General features: G+C 55.4%; 9 protein-coding genes. 2 read left to right on the top strand and 7 right to left on the bottom strand.

The features are described 5' to 3' along the window. Positions 1–73: 73 nt before the first annotated feature. The 7 genes from HQL98_13860 to HQL98_13890 form a co-directional block, all read right to left on the bottom strand. A complete protein-coding gene (locus tag HQL98_13860; GenBank protein ID MBF0273130.1) occupies positions 74–5518 on the bottom strand; it encodes a hypothetical protein in 5445 nt (1814 codons plus the stop codon). Positions 5519–5824: 306 nt separating this feature from the next. Further along, positions 5825–6166, bottom strand: coding sequence for an alkylphosphonate utilization protein (locus tag HQL98_13865; protein ID MBF0273131.1), 342 nt, complete (start codon positions 6164–6166; stop codon positions 5825–5827). Between the two features lie 61 nt (positions 6167–6227). Beyond that, positions 6228–9656, bottom strand: a complete 3429-nt coding sequence (locus HQL98_13870; protein ID MBF0273132.1) for a PAS domain-containing protein — start codon at positions 9654–9656, stop codon at positions 6228–6230. Between the two features lie 173 nt (positions 9657–9829). Continuing rightward, entirely contained in the window at positions 9830–10636 is an 807-nt protein-coding gene (locus HQL98_13875) for a hypothetical protein (GenBank protein MBF0273133.1), read from the bottom strand. 102 nt (positions 10637–10738) lie between these two features. Beyond that, complete coding sequence (locus HQL98_13880) at positions 10739–11287, bottom strand: bifunctional (p)ppGpp synthetase/guanosine-3',5'-bis(diphosphate) 3'-pyrophosphohydrolase (protein ID MBF0273134.1); 549 nt, start codon at positions 11285–11287, stop codon at positions 10739–10741. 330 nt (positions 11288–11617) lie between these two features. Beyond that, entirely contained in the window at positions 11618–12544 is a 927-nt protein-coding gene (locus tag HQL98_13885) for a LysR family transcriptional regulator (GenBank protein ID MBF0273135.1), read from the bottom strand. A gap of 55 nt (positions 12545–12599) precedes the next feature. After that, positions 12600–13568: a CysB family HTH-type transcriptional regulator gene (locus tag HQL98_13890; GenBank protein ID MBF0273136.1), complete on the bottom strand. Its 969-nt coding sequence runs from the start codon at positions 13566–13568 to the stop codon at positions 12600–12602. A gap of 202 nt (positions 13569–13770) precedes the next feature. Between HQL98_13890 and HQL98_13895 the strand changes: the two genes are divergently transcribed. Next, positions 13771–15891, top strand: coding sequence for a nitrite/sulfite reductase (locus tag HQL98_13895; protein ID MBF0273137.1), 2121 nt, complete (start codon positions 13771–13773; stop codon positions 15889–15891). A gap of 63 nt (positions 15892–15954) precedes the next feature. Then, a complete protein-coding gene (locus HQL98_13900; protein ID MBF0273138.1) occupies positions 15955–16638 on the top strand; it encodes a phosphoadenylyl-sulfate reductase in 684 nt (227 codons plus the stop codon). Positions 16639–16718: the final 80 nt, after the last annotated feature.

Genomic DNA, 16718 nt, shown 5'->3' on the forward strand with positions numbered 1-16718 from the left:
GTGCTGATCGAACAATGGGTGGAAACGGGTGAACTCACATTTCTGTTGGTTTGGATGACGCTACTGCCGTTGTTCAGGTTGCCGCGATGCAACCCAGGCTGCGTTCCATCCGCGCCTGCGCATCCATCACGAAAGTCTGGGTGGGGGCGACGGGAGTGGCCATGCGCATCGCATCGACCCCCGAGTAGTCCAACCAACCGGTTTGCAGGTTGCCCATCCCTGGTGCGAATCCTGTTCCTGGATCGAAGGGGGTCAGTCCGGTGGACAACAGTGCCTGATCGCCTCCCAGGGTACCGAAATTCGGGGTCGTGATCACCGCTGGCACGCTGTCGGAGTCGGATGCCTGCAAGATCGGGTCGGCGACAGGGACGGCATTCCCGAAGGATGGCATGGGGGAGGCGGGGGTTTGGGCCGCCGTGATGGTCTCAAGACGCGGTTCGGTCCGTGCCGCTGTCGGGTGATCCGCAACCATGGTGGATCCCGTGGGGGCATCCTGGATGTAGGCGTCGGTATAGGTGGTGTAATTGTCGGTTACCACATCGGCATAACTGGTATAAAGCGTGACCCAGAAGGCCTCTTTGCCCTCTGTGAGGCCATCTCGCAGGGTGTTGACGGTCAAGGTCTGACTGCTCTGGTTGGCGGCAAACGTCACCGCCTGGCCTGACAGGGCCTGAAAATCAGAGTCTCCCCATGCGGTATTGTCTTGGGTGCTGACGTATACCGTGGAGGCCGATCCGGTGCCGCTGCGGGCAATGGTGAAGGTGATGAGGCTGCCTTCTTCCGTTGGATGCGTGTCCGTGGCCTGGGCGGTGATGGTGTAACTGTAATCCGGAAGCGTCACATTCTGGATGTAACCGCTCGCGACGGTATTGGGGTTTTCGGATGACTCGGCATCGGCATGGCTGGTAAACAGTTGGAACCAGAACGATTCCACACCTTCCGCGACGGCATCCGAATAGGTGGTGACGGTGACGGTCTTGCTGGTCTCCTGGGCGGCGAATGACAGTTCCTGGGCGTAAAGCGGCGCAAGGTCGCTGTCTGCCATGGCGGTATGGTCGCTTGTGCCGACATAGACCGTGGAAGCCGTTCCGGATCCGCTGCGGGTGATGGTGAAGGTGATGTCATTGCCTTCCAGCACAGGAGTCGTGGAATCGGCACTGCTGGTGATGGAGTAGGTATAGGCGGGACCGACCACATCCTGGATGATCCCTTGATCATAGGTTTCAAAGAGGGCCGACTCCAGGTTGCCAGGACTGGTATACAGATTGAACCAGAAGCTTTCCGCCCCTTCCGTGACGGTATCCTGATAGGTATGGACGGTGATGGTCCGACTGGTTTCGTTGGCGGCGAACCGTACCTCCTGGGCTTCAAGCCGTTTGAAATCATCGTCGCCCCAGGCCGAATCGTCCGAGGTGTCCACGTAGACTGTAGAGGCGGTACCCGAGCCACTGCGGGTGATGGTAAAGGTGATGGCCTCTCCTTCGTTTGTCGCGCCACTGTTGGCAATCGTGTAGCTGTAGTGGTCGACCTGGACATCCTGAATGCTGCCGCTGGCATAGGCCGCGACATTTTCGGAGTCGATGTTGGCATAACCGGTAAACAGATCGAACCAGAAGGATTCCTGGTTTTCCGTATCCGCATCCTGGTAGGTGTTGACGGTGACGGTTTTACTGGTTTCGTGATCGGCGAATTTCACCTCCTGGATCGCCAGGGAACGAAAATCGCTGCCACCCTCGGCGGAATGGTCCTGCGTTCTGACATAGACTGTGGATGGCGCGCCCGAACCGCTGCGGGTGATGGTGAAATGGATGGGGTCACCCTCTTTCACCGGGGTATTGTCACCGGCATTGGAGGTGATGGTGTAGTTGAAATGGGGGCCGGTGGCGGCATCCCGGATGGCACCGCTTGAATAGGCGGCGTAATTTTCTGACAGGAAATCATCGTAATGGGTATACAGTTCAAACCAGAACGATTCGGTTCCTTCGGACTCTTCATCCTTGAAAGAGTGGACCGTGACCGTCTTGATGGTTTCATTGGCGCTGAATTTCACCTCCTGACCGGACAGAGCCCGAAAATCCGAGCCGCCCCATGCGACATCATCCACGGTGCTGACGTAGACCGTGGAAGCCGTTCCGGATCCGCCGCGGGTAATGGTGAAGGTGATGGCTTCCCCTTCGGTCACCGGGGTTGCGGATGCGGCATTGCTGGTGATGGTGTAATCGTAGCGGGTGGTCAGGCCATCTTTGATATGGCCACTCGTATAGGTGGCATAGTCGTTGGCGAGCGCATCCTCGGCGCTGGTATACAGATTGAGCCAGAAGGACTCCGTTCCCTCGCTTTCCGCATCCTGATAGGTATTGACGGTGACGGTCTTGCTGGTTTCATTGGCGGCGAATTTGATCTCCTGGCCTGCGAGAGACTGAAAGTCGCTTTTTCCTTCCGCCGATTCTTCCTCTGTGCTCAGGTATACCGAGGAGGAGGATCCTGACCCGCTACGGGTGATGGTGAACGTGACGGCCTCTCCTTCGCTCACCGGAGTGTTGTCAGAGGTGCTGCCGGTGATCGAATAGGTGTAGTGGCTGGTATCGGTGGTGTCTTGGATGTAGCCATTCGTGAAGGTTGCGAACTTGCCGGAGAGGAGATCCGCCTCGCTGGTGAAAAGATCCAGCAGAAAGGATTCGGTTCCCTCCGAGCCTGGATCCTTGTTGGTGCGGATGGTGATGGTTTTGGTGGTTTCGTAGGGAGCGAAGGTCACTGCATTGCCCGCAAGGGGCTGAAAGTCTTTCCCGACGGACGCGGAATCGTTTTTGGTGTTGAGCAGGACCGTGGAGGCCGATCCGGATCCGCTGCGCGTGATGGTGAAGCTGATGTTGCCCCCTTCCGGGGCCGGAGCCGTGGCGCTCACACTGCTGTTGAGCGCGTAACTGAAACGGGAGGCGACACCATCCGCGATGACGGCATTGCCGTATTCCGAATAGCTGCTGTCGTTGACATTGCGGTACAGCGTGAGCCACAGATCTTCATTGTCTTCTGTCAGGCTGTCGGTCAGGGTTTCGACCTTGACTGTTTTGGTGGTTTCGTAGGGGGCGAAGGTCACAGGCAGCAGTGACAGAGCTTTATAGTCACTGGAGTCGGCACTGCCGTCCACGGTGCTGACATAAACCGTTGAGGCGGTATTGCCCTCGTTGCGGGTGATGGTGAACACCACCGCATCCCCTTCCGTAACCGGATTGACGGAAGTGTTGCTGGTGATGGTGTAATTGTATCCGGAAAACGGCTTGTCCTTGATGAAGGCAATGCCGGAAGAGGCATAGGTGGTGTCATTTTTGTGCAGATAGAGCTTGAGCGTGAAAAACTCATCCGATTCCAGCCACCAGTCCTGCACGATGGGGACATCCAGCGTCACCACCGTCTGGTTGGCGGCAAAAGTGACGGCCTTGCCGTTGAAACCCGTGAAATCATCGGCGGCGGCGGTTCCTGCTGCGGTTGAGACGTAAACATCGGAGGCGGAACCGCTCCCGCTGCGGGTGATGGTGAAAGTCGCCTTGCTGCCTTCGGTTACACCGGTCGTTGCGCTGCCGGCTGCAGAGGAGGTGATGGTATAATTGTAGAAGGGCAGAGCCTTGTCCTTGATGTAGCCTGTGGCCGTGGTGGCTGGCGTCGTGTCGGAAAGGTTTTTGGAAAGATTGAGAGAAAAAGATTCACTGCCTTCCACCAGATCATCTTGCAGCGTATCGACCGTGATGGTCTTGGTGGTCTCGTTCGGCGCAAAATCCACCGACAACTTGTCCAGCCCCTGATAATCGCTGTTGCTGGTCGTGCCGTTGGCGGTGCTGAGATAGACGGTGGAAGCGGTACCGCTATCGTTGCGTTTCACCGTGAACGTGATGGCGTTCCCCTCGCTGACGGCGGTTGTGGCCGTGCCCGCGCTGGAGGCAACGGTGTAGGTATACTCTTTGGGGGTGATGTTTTTGATGTAGGCGGTTGCGGAGACACTGGCCACGGCATCCGATGGACGGAGCAGGTCCAGGGAAAAGGATTCGGTTTCTTCGACCAGCGTGTCGTTATGGGTGGTCACCGTGACGGTTTTGCTGGTTTCAAAGGCGGCAAAATTCAATTGGAATTTATCAAGGGGCTTGTAATCCGTATTGTCGGCGGTACCCGCTTTCGAGCTGAGATAAACCGTCGAAGCGGCGGAGGCGGTGCCACTGCGGGTAATGGTGAAGAGAATGTTTTCGCCTTCCTTGACCGCGTTTGCGCTGCTGCCCGAATTGGACGCAATCGTATAGCTGAAGACAGGAGCCGAGGTGGCCGGCTCGGAAAGAGCCACGACCCCCTTGACGTCACTGTTCCAGAAGTCGTTGATGGACGCCTTGAATTCGGGATTGTATTTCTTGTTGCCCGTTCCTCCCCAGGGGTTGCGGATGATGAATGTGTCGTCACTGCTGTCGTAGCCGATGAGCATGAACGCATGACCCGCCACCAGATTTTGCAACGCATTGCCGGCATCCGTGGTCTTTCCGAAAGAGGCCAGCCAGCCGATCGAGCCATTTTTGAGGGCATCGATGATGGTCTGTTTATAGGTGGCGGCATTTTTGGAATAGTAGAATGCTGTGGACAGTTTGTCGGACAGGCTTGAATAATAGCTGGAATAATAGGAATAATTCAGATTGGTGATCTCTTTGATCGGATAGGCCCAGCCTCCTTCCACGGCCTGATAACTGTTCTCGCCAGTCCATGTCGTTTTCATTTGGACGTTGGCTTGTTGATTCAATTGAACGTAGGCTTTTTCAAAAATGGAAACCCAGCTTTCTCCAGTCAGACTGTGTTGGAGATTGCTGGTGAAGGCCACTGTGTTGTATTGTGTGACCGGGAGGCTTTTGTTGACCGTTGTATAGGCCTCTGCGCCATCCAGGTAGAATCGGACGCCATAGGTTCCGTTGCCGTTGTCGATGACATTGCCACTGATCAAAGAGGGATTGGCATTGGCGATGGCGCCGATACTGGCCACGAGATAACAGGTGCCGGCGGATCCTTGATTTACGTCGGTTGCCGCAATGCCATCCACAAAGAGTGGGCCGGATGCGTCCGCGTAGGTGAAGGCATTGGTGGAGGCCTTTTCCTTGGCGGTATCCCCACCGCTGATGGGCATGGGCATATCCAATCCCAGATACCATTTGTCCACCAGATGAGACGCCGCCTGCTCGGACATGCCACCGGCCATGTCTCCCAACGTTTCGACATCCGCGGCGGACTGTACCCCTGCCCACCATTTGGTATTGGCCGGGTTGCTGTAAACGACGTTGTAAGTGATTGATTGTAGATATTTGCTTTCAAAAATCGTGGTACTGTTTGTATAAATGGTTTTCAGGTCGTTGAGTTCTGTTGAGGAAACACCATCGGCAACGACGGTTTGCAGCATTTCCAGCATCTCTTGATAGCTGAATTTATTGTCATCAATATCTTTGGTGACAAGAGCCAGGATCTGATTGTTGGTAAGATTGGATGTCCAGGTCATGCACAAGGTCTCCTGATTAAGATACTGATTCGTATTCGGTACCGCTGTGGCTGTCCATGCGGATCCTGTTGTTTTTGTAGGGCAAGCCAGAGTGTCCTTGTCGGGTCGCGGGGCAGTCCTGTTTTTTCAGGGGGGAGAGCCATCCCAGGTACGCAGGATCATGTCAAGATCGTTTTGCTTTAATTATGATAGATTCCAGGAAAGATGTCAAACCGGGCGGTGTCCATGGAAATGGTTGGCACTGGGTTTCGATCATGAGATACACTCAGTTGTGTGCAACAGGTCTTGAGAGAACATGGATGGCTCTCAGGCTTTTTTGACGAATTCCGACTTGAGCATCATTGCCCCAATGCCGGTTATTTTGCAGTCAATATTATGGTCGCCCTCAACAAGACGGTTGATTTTGACCTTGGTGCCAACTTTGACCACGGAAGAAGAACCTTTCACCTTCAGATCTTTGATCAGGCTGACCATGTCGCCGGCCTGCAGGGGGTTTCCGTGGGCATCCGTCACCACGGGTTCATCGTTTTGGGATGAGGTGGCATTCGGGTTCCACTCGTGCCCGCATTCTGGACAAAGCAGTTGGTTGTGATCGGCATAGGTGTAGGTCGATTGGCACTGGGGACAGGGAGGAAGTGTGTCGCTCATTTTGGTTTTTCCAGGTTGGTATGGGTTGTGTCAGCAGATTTTCGGGAACGGTCACCGGGTATCACATGTGTTTCTGTTTTACCGTGTTCCCCCTTTTTATCAAGGTGTCGAGAACTTCTGAGAAGTGCCCGATTGAGATCGGTTTGTGCAAGATGACATCGATGGCGGTGTCTTGATCTTCGGTCTGGAAGGTGTCGCTGCCCAGGCCGGTGCAGAGCAGAATGGGCACATCCGGGCGTATTGCCTTGACCTGGTGGGCCATTTCAACTCCCGTCATTTGGGGCATGGAGTAATCGGTGATGAGGGCGGAAAAACGCTCCGGATTGGTGGCAAAGGTACGCAAGGCTTCCTGTGCCCCGTTTTCAGTAATCACCTCGTATCCCAGGCGTGACAGCAACTCCCGGTAGATCAATAACAGTTGGGGTTCGTCATCGACCACCAAAAGGGTGCCAGCCCCCTGGTGGAGCGCAGTCGTGTCATCCACCACCCAATCCATCTGCGTGTGCCTGGACAGCAAGGGCAGATAGACCCAGAACAGACTGCCTGTTCCCGGTGTGCTGGTCACGCGGATGGTTCCCCCATGGTTGGTCACGATGCCATGTACCACCGATAATCCCAACCCGGTCCCTTTTCCAACCTCCTTGGTGGTGAAAAAGGGGTCGAAGATGTGATCCAGGATCTCCGACGACATGCCGGTTCCGGTATCTTGCACCTGGAGTTGCGCGTACTCCCCCTCTGCCAGATTGATTTCCGATCCCCCTGTGGCCACCTGGATCCGTTCCAGGGAGATGCGAATCATCCCCTGATCATGGGGAATCGCCTGACGGGCATTGGTACACAGGTTCATCAGGAGTTGATGAATTTGATCCGCGTTGCCATGGACCATCATGTCATCACTGTCAATCCTGGCTTCGATGGCGATGGTGGAAGGCACCGAGGCCCGGAAGAATTTGATCACCTCTCGCACCAGAACGGGCAGCAGCACAGGCTGACGTGGCGATTCGCTCTTGCGACTGAAGGTCAGGAGCTGATCCACCAGCGCCTTGGCCCTGACACTGGCCGTGAAAATTTCTTGAAGAAAGCCGTGTATCCGATCCTGTTCCGACACACTGTGCAGAGCCAGTTCCGTATAACCCAGGATGACACCCAGTATGTTGTTGAAGTCGTGGGCGATACCGGCGCTCAAAGTGCCAATGGCCTCCAGTTTCCCGGCATGGCGCAATTGCCGTTCCAGTTTGACCCGTTCCAGGACGATCGCCAACAGACTGCCGATGCGCTCCAGGGCCACGGCATCATCCCGGGTGTAGTCCCGCATCCCGTTGATCACGACGATCTGGGCAACCAGTCGATTGCCGTTGATGATGGGTACCGCAAGAAACCGGTTGAGCGAATGGTGGGCGTCGGGAGTGTCGATGAGACCAGAACCTCCCAATGGTGTATTGCTCAACAGGGGCTGTCCATGATCGGCAACCCCTTTCCGTGAACCGGGACCGGATTGAGAAACAGCCGATTGTATGCGTTGTTCGTGGGCGGGGACCATGTTTGGCGTGATGGCGCGATTGACCGGTAGACATGTTTGTTGATCGATTTCATAGACATAACCGCTTTGACTGTCGGTCACCGACAGGCTGGCGTCCAGGACATGTTGCACGATCTCTTCGATGGCGACCTGTTTGGAGGCCAGGAATTTTCTGGCTAGGCGTGCCAATGTTTCCTGAATGTATTTTTCATGCAGTATGGTGGCTTCTGCCAATTTGCGTTCACTGATGTCTTCAAAAATGGTTGCAAATTCGCGTTTACGGGGACTGTAGGCGAAGACCTCGAAATGTTTGTTCGTCTCTTGGGAGTAGTGTTGAAACCGGGTTGGTTGGCGACTCAGGGCCACCTGGCCATAGGTTTCGATCCAGAAGGACTCGGTGCGGGGCATGATCTCTAGAATGGTATGTCCGATCACTTGAGCGGGATGCAGGCCGGTCATTTTCGTGAACGCCTGATTGACCTCCAGAAATCGGTAATTTTGCGGTTGACCGGCATCGTCCACAATGATCTCGTGGAGTGCAAAGCCGTTGAGCATATTGTCAAACAACGCGTGATAGGTCTGCTCGCTGTGCTTGAGCGCATTTTCGATCAATTTGCGATCGGTGATGTCGGTGGACACGCCGCACAATCCCCAGATGTTGCCATTGCTGTCACGGAGGGGTTGCTTCAATTCCCAGTAGACACACCAGTCTGGGGTTTCTGGCGCGACTTCGATCTCCATTTGCGTGGGCGTGCCTTGTTCCAGCACCCGGTTGTCCACTTCCCATATGCGCTTTACGGCCGCCGGTGGGAAAAAGCGTGAATCGTCGCTGCCGATCAGCGATTCGGCGGAACATCCAAACAATTTTAGCGTGTACGTGTTTGCGTACACATATTGATGATCTTTGTTTTTGATGTAAATATAAGAAGGCGTGTGATCCAAGGCGTCCGTGAGGCGTTTGGCCTGGTCCAGGGCGGCCCGCAGGGCGATTTCTGCTTCGGCTTGTTGCCTGATGGCGCGTTGACTCCACTGCCAACCGCGCATCAACCAAACAGCCATCGCGGTGGTCACCAGCATGAACAGGCCCGCGACACCGCACGTCCATCTCAACTCATCGTGCCATGCAGCAAAATACTCCTCCTCGGAGAGACCGACATTGATATAAAAGGCGTATTTCTGGTTGCGCCGGTAACTGTGATGACGCCGCACGCCGTCAATGCTGGTTGCGCCGGCCCGATAACTGCCTTGTGTGGCATCTTGCGCCAAGGCGGCCTTGAAATCATCGGAGATGCGGGCCGGATTGGTTTGTACGTCATTCGGCAGTGTGGGATAGCGCACGATCAGACGTAGATGACCGTCACGCCAAGCAATCGACCCGTTTTGTCCCAGTTTCAAAGCGGCGAAGTTTTCGTACAACCGTTCCAAAGGCACGGTGGCGGTTATGATTCCAGCGAATTTTCCATCTGCCTCATTCAGACGACGCGACAGCACCAACATCCACTTTCGTGTTTCCTTGGCGAGGAATGGTGATGAAATCATCAGACCGGCATCGGGATGGTCCCGATGGGTCATGAAGGCGTCCTGATTGGAGACGTTGGTGTGTGCGGTATCGTTTGCGATTTGTCCCCAGATGACCTCTCCACGGGCGTTGGCGGCCCCCAGGTCGGACAGAATGGGTAGGATGGCCTGTTGGCGTTGGCGTTGTTCGTGCCATTGGGTTACTGGCAAGGCATCGGGAGCAGGCTGTTTGGCATAATCGTCGGCCATCGACAGGAGAGAAAGGTCCACGCTGGCGATCAAATTGACAATTTCCCGATCCAGCATCAGCGCCAGATTTTGTGTGGCGATCTTGGAGCTTTCAACGTAGGTGTACCAACTCGACCAAAGTGTGAAGGTGGTCAATCCTGCCATCATCAGGTTGATCAATAATAACGAAAGCCATAACCAGCGAACGAAATGCTTTGCTTCCATGATTGGCACTCCGTTGGCAAAGGATTGTGGGGATCTTGTTTCCTGTTCTTTTGCGAAATTTCGTGCAGTATGCGGGAATGACTCCCTGCCTACTACAATTCTGAGCGGATTTCAACCGACTCTGTTGTGTGTCATGATCCCCGCCCGATTTCTGAAGAAACACTTCTGGCATATCATTCATAGCGGATGGCCACCTTGAGAAACAAAGGATTCATACGTAAGCCGGTTTCGCGCAGAGTGGTCAGATTCAAAGAGGGTTTGACCTGGGTGGTGATGTGCAAACCTGCCAGGATCCCGTCTTGGACATCTCCGGTAAATGGAGAAAAGAGAAGCGATTTTTTCTTGATTCCGAATTGTCTAAGGGTGGTTCGGGCGGACGGATCCAGCGGTTCGGCGAGAAAAATGCCTGCCACCGGCTGGTTGTCGAAGCGGTTCAGGCCGGCCAAGTCGGTCATCGTGATCTCGACCGGATATTGATGGATGAGCCGGATCGAGCCTTGCAGTCGTTTGGTGACCTGTTCGGCAGCGGGACGATTCTCCTCCTGATAGACCACCAGCAACAAGAGTGTTCCCGCATCGTTTTGTTGGGAAGCGATATCCAGATTACCCCCGACCAGAGCCGGAAACATTTTGATCCCGAGTTGCACGAGATACCTGACTTCATTTTCAGCCGCTTTGCCCACCGTGACCAGACCGATCAAGAGGATCAGCATCGGCAGGAACAGGGAAAAAGGGGTTGCGTGGCGGTTCACGACGCAGACTTTCCCCGATTTCAGTACGCAAACGCCAGTTTCAACCACATTTCCCGGCCTGCTTGTGGATAATCCCCGGGAATGGAGGGATTCGCCGCTTCCCGTATATCCGCATCGAACAGATTTTTCACTCCGGCTTGGCAGGTCAACCTGTGAACTCCGCAGTTGAACATGGAACCGGTCACCTGAGAAGGTTGCCGTCGTGGACATATTTTTCCGACCGGTCATGCCGGTTCCACTTGTCGATGAAAGTCCGCAACCCGTGGGTCGCCGGCAGCGCCTCACAGGCAGTGTCTGCATAGACGAAGCGCCGTTTCACCTGCGAGTCGCTCATGGAAGCAAGCGGTCAAAATGGGTGATTTTCTCCCGCAGGCGATTGGCCAGGAATGGACTGGCTGGGGCCAGGCGACGCAGAATTTCGTTGGCTTCATCCCGGTATTGAACCCTTTTCAACGGTGTCCACCAGGACGGCAGTGGAGGCGTCAGATTGATGATTCGATCCGCCAGTTTGACCATCCAGATGGCCTCGGGTTGCTGTTGAATGCGGTCCAGACTGTCGCCCATGCGCAAGGATTTGTCCAAATTCGGATCCTTGGAAAGAGCCAACACCCCCTGGGCCACTTCCAGGCCAAATGTTTCGGCCAGCGTGTTGAAAGGGGTCGGCGTGTCTTCCAGAACGTCATGCAGCAAGGCGCACTGCATGGCAAGATCCGGTGCGGCGTGTTTCTCCTCGGCCAGGGCGCTCATGACCTCCATGGTGACCAGGACTACATGGACCCCGTAGGGCAGTTGACTGCCCGGCAGGGTTTGCCCAAGATGCGCCTGGGCGGCGAAACACAAGGCCTCTCGATATTTTTCCTGGGACCAGCAGCCATGCATAATGGACTCCTCCGGATCATGAAGTGGTGGGGTGTCACCACAAGGGAACCTTTCAACCGGGTCGGATCGGTTGTTTGAAGGGACTGTTGGTCATGCGCTCACCATGCCAGAACGAGCCGAACAGGCTGCGCTGCCAGCGAATGAACTCCGACAGGCTCCCTGCGGAACGGCAGCAGGATATCTGCCACCCCGGCGGATTGAACGGATCGGCCTACCAACACCACAGGAGACAAACCTCCCCGGTTGCCAGATTGATGGCGAACAGTTCGTCGAGACTCCGGGACGCATCCACCGAATCCGAGGAAAACGGCACGAATTCTTCCATGACGATCAACGCGCCACCTTGTTGCCTGAAATGTCATCGCATTGACTTTGCACAAATCGGACAAAATCGTCAGTCGCTTTTGATGTCGTCCGATGTTTGTCTATGACAAGATTGATCGGTCGTGACAAGACCCCTTCCTGAAAATGGCGAATCTCGACTAATTTCAATAATTTCTCTTTACGCAAGGTCATGCGGGAAACAATGCTGAATCCGATGCCTGCCTCTACGGCGCTTTTGATCGATTCCGTGGTGCCGACCTCCAGGTTGATGTTCATTTCCCCATAATGGATGCCAAAGCGTTGCAGAAATTCTGCAATCACGGCGCGGGTTCCGGATCCCTCCTCGCGGGAGATGAAGGGATATTTCGGCAGATGCGTCACGGAAATTTCCGGCAAGGTGGCCAGGGGGTGATGGGGGGGCATGATCACAACCAGTTCATCGGTCATGCATGGAACAACGTCAACATTGTCCACATTCACCGGACCTTCCACCATGCCAATGTCGATGGTCACGTCTTCCAATTTGCGCAAGACCATTCCGGTATTGTGAAGACTCAGCCTGACTTTGACGCCTGGGAACAGATCATGATAGCGACATAAGATTCCTGGCACCAGATAACCGCCAGGGGTGGTGGTGGCACCCAGACGGAATTCTCCTCGTGCGTGACCGGTCATCACATTGATCTTTTTTTCCGTCTCGCGATACAGGTCCAGGATCCGACCCGCATACTGAAAGGCACGGGATCCGGCTTCCGTCAAAGAGACACGATTATGATGCCGTTCAAACAATCTGGTGTTGAAATGTTCCTCCAATTGACGAATCTGAAAGGTGATCGCCGGTTGTGTCTGTTCCAATTCTTCGGCAGCGCGGGTGAAAGACAAGTGCTTGGCAACGGCGTAAAACACACTCAGACGTGTATCACAGAAACTCATGAATGGCTCCCCTTGATAGTGGTTTCAATCAAACCAGTCCAGACCTGATTTCTCATCAGGGGGAATGCTCCCGTGGCGAGGGGCGGCTTAATGGGGATTCCATATGTCCCTGAAGCACCGCTTCGATTTCTGAACGTTTTTTCCGGGGGGCGACTTGTTCCATGAAATCGATGACATAACGGGCAACATGGGTGCCTTTTTTGATCCCGATGCGTGTGGTGTTCATGCCGAACAGACTGCCCACATGGATGGCCTCCAGATTTTTATCCCGTGCCGGGTCATAAGCCATTTCCGCCACGATGCCCACACCCAATCCCAATTCCACATAGGTCTTGATCACATCGGAGTCGATGGCTTCCAGGACGATGTTGGTGGTCAGTCCGTGATCCTGGAACGCCTGATCGATCTTGCTGCGTCCGGCGAATCCGATATCGTAAGTGATGAGTGGGTAGCAGGCCAAAGAGTCGATCCGGATCGGTGATTCTTTGGAAAGGGGATGACCACCCGGCGCCACCACCACATGTTGCCACTCCAGACAGGGAAAACTGATCAGCTCTTTGCATTCGGCAATCGCTTCCGTGGCAATTCCCAGATTGGCTTGTCCCGATGCCACCATTTCCACCACATGGGGGGGATTGCCCTGATGCAGACGCAGACGGACATTGGGATATTTCTGCATGAACGCGGGAATCACCCGTGGCAGGACATAACGGGCCTGGGTGTGGGTGGTGGCGATGGTCAGACTGCCCCGGCTTTCGGAGCTGAATTCCCGTCCCACCATGCGCAGATTTTCCGTGTCGTGGAGAATGCGCTTGGCGATGTCGAGAATCATCTGGCCAGACTCGGTCACTCCCACCAGTCGTCTGCCGTTGCGCACAAAGACCTCCACGCCAAGTTCCTCCTCAAGCAGCTGAATCTGCCGTGATACACCGGACTGGGAGGTATGCAAACGCTCTGATGCCGCGGTCACGTTCAATCCGCGTCTTGCCACTTCGCACAGATATTTGAGCTGATGAAATTTCACATTGATCTCCCTGTTGATTGCGGCGCGGGATTGAGCACTAAAAACGATTATATAATAATTTTATATTGTTATTATTATATTTTGGTTCAGGCTATGCTGCAAGAGAAATAAATGGGGAATCAGACATGATTGTCCAGCTTGGTTTGCACCATTTGCAGACAGAGAGTCACAATAAAAAAGTGTTGAAAAGGAGTGTACAGGCATGAATGACCACGCAGGGATTGCCATCGGGGAGGAGTTGGATCGTTTTGAAGAGGCGCTCGCACTGTTCAATCAGGGCAGGTTGGATGAGGACCGGTTTTTGGCATTGCGGATGTCGTTGGGGGTTTACACCCAGCGTCAGAAAGGGGAGTACATGGTGCGCCTGAAGCTGCCGGGAGGAGGGGTTTCCACGGTGCAACTGGCGGCATTGGTGAGGATTCTCGACGCGGTGCCCAACGCCGGTTCGATTCATCTGACCACCCGTCAGGATATTCAGCTCAAATCGATTCCGGGATCGGCGGTGGTGGATTTGTTGCGTCGGATCCACCAGGCGGGTTTGATCACCCGTGAGGCCGGGGGACCGACGGTGCGCAATATTGTGGCCTGTCCCTTGGCCGGTGTCTGTCCCCGGGAACAGCGGGATGTTCTGCCCGTTGTCCAGCGTGTGATGACACGGTATCTGGGCAATCCCTTGACCCGTTTCTTGCCGCGTAAATTCAAGATTGCCATCTCCGGATGTGGGGCGGAATGCGCTCAGGATCCTTTCAACGATCTGGGGATCACCGCCGAGCGGGATTCCCAGGGGAGGTGTGGTTATCGGGTGAGCATGGGGGGTGGTTTGGGTCACAAACCCAGAAAAGGCAAACGGCTTGAATCCTGGGTGAGCGAGACGGAATTGCTGCCTGTGGTCGAAGCGGTGTTGCGGCTGCATCACCGTCATTCGGATCGGGAAAAGAAATCGCGGGCGCGTCTCAAGTTTCTTTGGGAACGGTTTACCGGGGAGCAACTGCGTCGTTTCTACCAGGAAGAGCGGGAGCAGACCCGACAGACCATGACGATCCCGGAAACCATTCCGGGGAACTGGGGTGAGCCGGTTGACAGGCCGGACTTTCCGCAGCGGGTGACCCGTGCGGTGGTGCCGCAGAAGCAGCCCGGATTGTTCAGCGTGCCGGTTCGGGTGCCCCTGGGGGATTTGACTTTGGATCAGTTGCGGGGATTGACCGCGCTGGCCCAACGGTTGGCCATACCGGAGATCCGCATCACCACCGAGATGAATCTGTTGCTGCTGCATGTCACCGCCCACGCCTTGCGGGAGTTGCCGGATGCGTTGCGGACATTGGATTTGCGTCTGCCGCGGGCAGGGGATGATGTGTCGGCGTGTGTGGGTTCTGCGGTGTGCAATCTGGGTCTGACCGCGGCGCCGCTTTTGGCGCGGCAACTGGCGGGCGGACCGTTTGATCTGAAGGTGCGGGTTTCCGGCTGTCAGAATGGCTGTGTCCAGTCGGATCTGTGCGACATTGGCCTGACGGGTGAAATTCGGCGTCCGCACGGGATTGCCATGCCGTTTTATCGGTTGCTGACCGGTGGCCGGGGCATCGGGGATGGGGTGTTGGGACGGTGTATCGGATCCTTTCCCGCGGCGCGTGCGCCACGGGCTGTGGAGATCATCCAGGAGGCCTTTGCCCGCAGCGGTCAGAGTGAACAGGGGTTTTCCGCCTGGGTGGCGCGTCAATCGGATCAGGAGTTGTCGCTGCTTGTGAAGGATCTGGATCTGGTCACTCCGGAAGAGGCGGTCACGTTGCTCCGAAACGAGCAGGATCAGGCCGGTTTTGCCACCCAGACCGGGCTTAACGAATGTGTCGGCAGTCGCAAGCTCAATATCGAAGCCGCTTTTGCCCGTGCCGCCCATGAGCGGAGCTGCTGTCAGGATCTGTGGAATCTGGGTCAGGTGGTGGCGAGTCTGTTCCGTACCAGAGAGATCCTGCACGGGCTGGGCGCGACTTTGCTGGCGGGCAGCAAGCTGCCGATTGCCCTGTCCGAACTGGATCTGGAACAGGTCGCCTTTCAGGCCTGTCGGCGTCCTTTCCGGGGGAGTCCTCTGGGTCAGAGGCTGTTTGAATTGAGTGAACAGCAGCGTTTCCTGGAGTGCAACCCCGATGCGCACAGTCGTTTCGAGGATTTTCTGGGTGATCTGGATCGTTGGGTCCGGGAGTTGGCCCGGTTGTGGTCCGGTGAGGATATCACCTTGTTTCTGAATCCCTATCTTCCCCCTGATGTGGCGGAGGGTGAGGGGGATGACCAGGTTGTGGGGATTGCTTTTTCCAGTCGGGAAGTGGCTTGAGAAGTGTCGTGACGTTACATGTTCAATGAACTGCCAATCGTGATCAGACAGGAGTGCGGTATGATGAGTCTTGCCATCAAAATTCAAGAGAGTATTCAATTGCTGCGTCAGGCTGGCAATGATTTTGCCCAGGCGCGTTTTTCCACCAGTTTTGGGGCCGAAGATCAGGTGTTGATGGATCTGATCGCCAAACATGCCCCGGAAGTGCGTGTGTTCACGTTGGATACCGGGCGGTTGCACCAGGAGACCTACGACGTGATGAACCGGACCCTGGTCCGTTACCGGATTCCGGTCCAGGTCTATTTTCCCCGTCATGATCTGCTGGAAGCGCATCTGAACACCCATGGACCCAACGCCTTTTATGAAAGCATCGAATTGCGCAAGAATTGCTGCCATGTGCGCAAGGTCGAGCCTTTGAAACGGGCCTTGCATGGGGCGGGCAGTTGGGTGACCGGCTTGCGTCGTGAACAGGCGGTCACCCGGGAAGGGTTGGCGCATCGTGCGCCGGATCCGGCTTTCGGACTGGAGAAGTTCAATCCTTTGCTGGAGTGGAGTCAGGAGGAGATCTGGAGTTACATCCACGCCAACGCGGTGCCTTACAATCTCCTGCATGACCAAAATTTTCCCAGCATCGGTTGCGCTCCATGCACCCGCGCCATCTCCGCCAACGAGGATTTGCGCGCCGGTCGCTGGTGGTGGGAATCACCCGTGACGAAAGAGTGTGGATTGCACGTCAAATCCGCCTGATCCCCATGACGGCCTCCGACAGGGGCGGAGGCCGTCAAAAATCGATTTGATTATCTCTATTGGTTATTACCGGCCCTGCC

This window comes from Magnetococcales bacterium, from assembly GCA_015231755.1.
Classification (GTDB): Bacteria; Pseudomonadota; Magnetococcia; order Magnetococcales; family Magnetaquicoccaceae; genus Magnetaquiglobus.

Bases quoted from the DNA above. Each gene is read 5' to 3' on its own strand.
- HQL98_13860 (MBF0273130.1), bottom strand. From the start codon at position 5,518: ATGACCTGGACATCCAATCTTACCAACAATCAGATCCTGGCTCTTGTC.
- HQL98_13865 (MBF0273131.1), bottom strand. From the start codon at position 6,166: ATGAGCGACACACTTCCTCCCTGTCCCCAGTGCCAATCGACCTACACC.
- HQL98_13870 (MBF0273132.1), bottom strand. From the start codon at position 9,656: ATGGAAGCAAAGCATTTCGTTCGCTGGTTATGGCTTTCGTTATTATTG.
- HQL98_13875 (MBF0273133.1), bottom strand. From the start codon at position 10,636: ATGACCGGTCGGAAAAATATGTCCACGACGGCAACCTTCTCAGGTGAC.
- HQL98_13880 (MBF0273134.1), bottom strand. From the start codon at position 11,287: ATGCATGGCTGCTGGTCCCAGGAAAAATATCGAGAGGCCTTGTGTTTC.
- HQL98_13885 (MBF0273135.1), bottom strand. From the start codon at position 12,544: ATGAGTTTCTGTGATACACGTCTGAGTGTGTTTTACGCCGTTGCCAAG.
- HQL98_13895 (MBF0273137.1), top strand. From the start codon at position 13,771: ATGAATGACCACGCAGGGATTGCCATCGGGGAGGAGTTGGATCGTTTT.
- HQL98_13900 (MBF0273138.1), top strand. From the start codon at position 15,955: ATGAGTCTTGCCATCAAAATTCAAGAGAGTATTCAATTGCTGCGTCAG.